The 3,718-nt window shown below is 81.6% G+C and carries 2 protein-coding genes; both read left to right on the top strand.

From position 1 onward, the window contains the following. Positions 1-2,208, top strand: a 2,208-nt coding sequence (locus KVT14_RS19840; protein WP_217617236.1) for an FtsX-like permease family protein, incomplete at its 5' end; no start/stop codon positions are given. Further along, positions 2,205-3,718, top strand: a 1,514-nt coding sequence (locus KVT14_RS19835; RefSeq protein ID WP_217617235.1) for a hypothetical protein, incomplete at its 3' end; no start/stop codon positions are given. The genes KVT14_RS19840 and KVT14_RS19835, both read left to right, overlap by 4 nt.

Here is a 3,718-nt window from a genome sequence, read left to right as displayed (position 1 = left end):
CGCCGCGCCCCGGAGCGCGCGCTGCTGCTGGACCGCGGGGCGGGCCGGGGTCAGCTGCTCGGCCTGGCGCTCGGCGAGGCGGCGGCGGTGGTGGCCGTCGCGGCGGCGCTGGCCGTCCCGCTCGGTCTGGCGGCGTACCGGGCGCTGACGGCGGTGCCGCTGGTCGCACGCTCGGGCGTGGGCGCGCCGGACGGGGTGCCCGGTTCCCTCGTGGCCACCGTCGGCGCGGGCGCGGCCGGCCTCCTGCTGGCGCTCGTGGCGCCGGCGGCACGGCCACCGGGGGGCCGGCGACGCGGGGGCACGGCGTCGCGGCTGGCCCGGTCCGGCGGGGACCTGCTGCTGGTGGCCGTCGCGGTGCTCGCCGCGGTTCGGCTCCGCGCGGGCGGGGCCACGGACGCCGTCCGGGTGCTCGCGCCGGTCCTCGTGCTGGTCGCGGCGTCGGTCGTCGTGCTGCGGGTGGTGCCGCTGCTGGCGCGGCCGGCCGAGCGCGCCGCGCGGCGGTCGCGGCGGTTCGTGCTGCCGCTGGCGGCGCTGGACGTCGCGCGCCGGCCCCGGGCCGCCGTCGCACTGCTGCTCGTGGTGCTCGCCGCCGCGGGCGCCACCGCTGGCGCGGGATGGGCGGCGACCTGGTCCCGGTCCCAGGTCGAGCAGGCCGAGGCCCTGGTGCCCGCGGCGGTGGTCGCGGCCGACGTGCCCGGCTCGCCGACGGCGCAGGGCGCCCTCGTCCGGTTCGCGACCGACGGCGCCGCGCTGCCGGTGACGGACCGGGTGACCGGGTTCGGCACGCTCGCGGTGTCCGGGCCCGAGGACGCCGAGCCCCGGCTGCTCGCCGTCGACACCGCGGCCGTGGCGCTCGCCGGGCGGCTGCCGGACGGGACGACGTGGTCCGGGCTGACGGCGGGCCTCGCCCCGCCGGACGACGAGCTCGCGGCGGCGCTGCCGTTCGCCGCCGAGGGCGGGGATCTCGCGGTGCGGGTCTCGGGGACGACCGGCAGCGCGTACCCGATGGCAGTCACGCCGACGCTCGTGCTCGACGACGGGCACGGGGTGCGGGTGCGCGTCGCGGGGGAGCGGGTGCCGCTCGACGGCGTGGAGCGGACGGTGCGGCTGACCACGCCGGGCGGGTTCGCCGCGCCGGAGGGCGGTGCCCAGGTGCTGGCCGTCGCGCTGCAGGTGGCGACCGACGCCGCGCTGGAGGAGGGCGTCGGCGGCCTGGCGGACGTCGACGTGGCGGTGGGCTGGGACCTCCCGGCGGGCGCCGACGAGTCGGCGGCCGCGGCGGGCGGGTGGTCCGCGCGCCCGACCGACGCGACGCTCCGGAACCAGTCCCTCGCGGAGCCCGCGGTGACCGTGGCACCCGGGATGCTGCGCGGCACCGCCGAGGTCGACGTGTCGCGCGCGTCCTACCTGCCGACCGTGCTCGTGCTCACGGCGTTCGCCCCGGCCGCCGAGCTGCCGGTGGTGGTGACCGCGGACCTCGCGGCCGGCGCGGGGCTGGCGCCGGGAGACCCGCTCCAGGTCGCGGTCGGTGGGACCGCGCTGCCCGCGACCGTCGCCGCCGTCGCCCCGTACCTCCCGGGCGCGGTCGACGGTCCCGCGGTGCTCGCGGACCTGCGCACGCTGTCCCGGGTCGCGATCGGCGAGGCCGAGACCGCGTCGCTCGTGGACGCGTGGTGGCTGCCCGCGGGCGGCGACGTTGCCGCGCTGCGCGACGCGGGCGCCGCCGTGACGTCCCGCGCCGAGGTCGCCGAGGACCTCCGGGGCGGCCCGCTCCGCGTCGGGGTGCTCGCGGCGCTCGGGCTGCTCGTCGTCGCCGCCGTCGCGCTCGCCCTCGTCGGCACCGCGCTGCACGCCGCCGAGACGGCCGAGGACCGCGGCCCGGAGGTGGCGCGGCTGCTCGCCGTCGGGGCGTCGCCGCGCGCGGTGGCCGGCACCTACGCGGTGCAGCACGTGGTCGTGGACGTCCTCGCGGTGGCCGCGGGCACCGCGGTGGGCGCCCTCGCGGTCCGCGCGCTCGCGCCGGCGCTGACGATCTCGGCGACCGGGGGCCGGCCGGTGCCGGACGCGCTGGCCGTGTGGTCGTGGCCCGTCGCATGCGGGATCGCGGCGGTGCTGCTCGGCGGGTCGGCCGCGGTGGTGCTGCCGGTCGTGACGGGCCTGGTCCGCCGGGCGTCCGCCGCGCACCTGCGGCTCGGGGACGCCGAGTGACCGGCCGGCACCGCACGCGCGCCCCGCGGCGGCGCGCGGGCCTCGATCTCGGGACGCTCCCGCGGCGCGCCGCCGCGCAGGCGGGCCCGCTGACCCTGGTGGCGGTCCTCGTCGCCCTGGTGGTGGCGCTGGTGGCGGCCGTGCCGCGGGCGGTCGCGCGGGTGTCGGACGCGGCGGTGCAGGCCGCGGTGGCCCGGGCCGGCACGGACGCGGACCTCGTGGTGACGACGGCGACGGCGTTCACGGAGACCGGGCAGGGGTACGACGGGTCGGCCGAGCTCTCCCGGCAGGCGGCGGACCAGATCGCCACCGGGCTGGCCCCGCGGCTCGGGGACGTGCTGCGCGACCCCCTGGTCTCCACCGCCTCGGCGCCGCTGTCGCTCGCGGTGGCGGCGGACGACCCGGCCACGCCACCGGGCGAGGTGACGCTGCGGCTGGTGTGGACGCCGGCGGAGGGCGCGGTGACGTGGGTCTCCGGGACGGAACCCGCTGCCCCGCCGGAGCGGCCCGCCCCGGGGGCGGACGGCGGCGCAGTGGACGGCGGCGCGGGGGACGGCGCGGCGGGGGACGGCGGTTCGGGGAACGGCGGTGCGGAGGACGCGGCGGCGGACGACGCTGCTCCGGACGGCGGCGCGACCGAGCCGGCGCCCGTGCAGGTCGCGCTGTCCGAGGCGGTGGCGCGCGCGGTCGGCGCGACGACCGGCGACCCCCTGCACCTGACCGCGTCCGACGGCGGGCCGGTCGAGGCGGTGGTGTCGGGCGTGTTCCGGCCCGTCGACCCCGCCGCCCCGACGTGGCACGACGCGCCCGACCTCCTCGACCCGCGGGTGTCGACGACCGGCCCGGCCACGAGCACCGCCGCGGCCGCCCTGCTCTCGGACGACTCGCTGGCCGCGGCCGTGGCCGCGGTCGGGCCGCGCGAGGTGCAGCGCACCGTCCGGGTCGCGCTCGACCCGGCGCGGGTCGGCGTGGCGGCGGGCGACCGGGTGCTCGCGGAGCTGCCGGCCCTCCAGGCCTCGCCCGGCACCATCGGCTGGGGCGCGGCCGGCGGATCGCTGCACTCCAGCGCGCTGGGCGTGCTGCGGGCGGCCGCGGCCGACCTCGCGGCCGCGCGGGCAGCCGCGACGTCGCTCGTGGTGGGCGGGGTGGTCGTGGGGGCGCTGCTCCTCGTCCTGACCGCGGGTCTGCTCGCCCGGCGGCGGGCGGGCGAGCTCGCCACCCGGCGCACCCGGGGCGCCGCGCTGCCGGCGCTGGCCGTCGAGCTCGGGGCGGAGGCGGTCGTCGTCGTCGGGGTCGGGGCGGTGGCGGGCGTGCTCGTGGCCGGTGCCGTCCTGCCCGGGGCCGTGCCGGTCGGCGTCGTGGTCGCGCTCGCCGGAGTCGCGGCCCTCGCGCTCCCGGTCGCCGCGCTGCGCGTGGCGCACGGTGCCGCGGACCCGGACGCCGGCGCCGCGCGGGGTCCGTTCGCCCGTGGGCTGCACCGGGGTGTTGATCGTGTCGCCGCTGATGAGGA

This window comes from Cellulomonas sp. GbtcB1, from assembly GCF_019091725.1.
Lineage (GTDB): Bacteria > Actinomycetota > Actinomycetes > Actinomycetales > Cellulomonadaceae > Cellulomonas.
The sequence above is the reverse complement of the archived record's forward strand: the minus strand, read 5'-3'. Positions and strand labels throughout refer to the sequence as shown.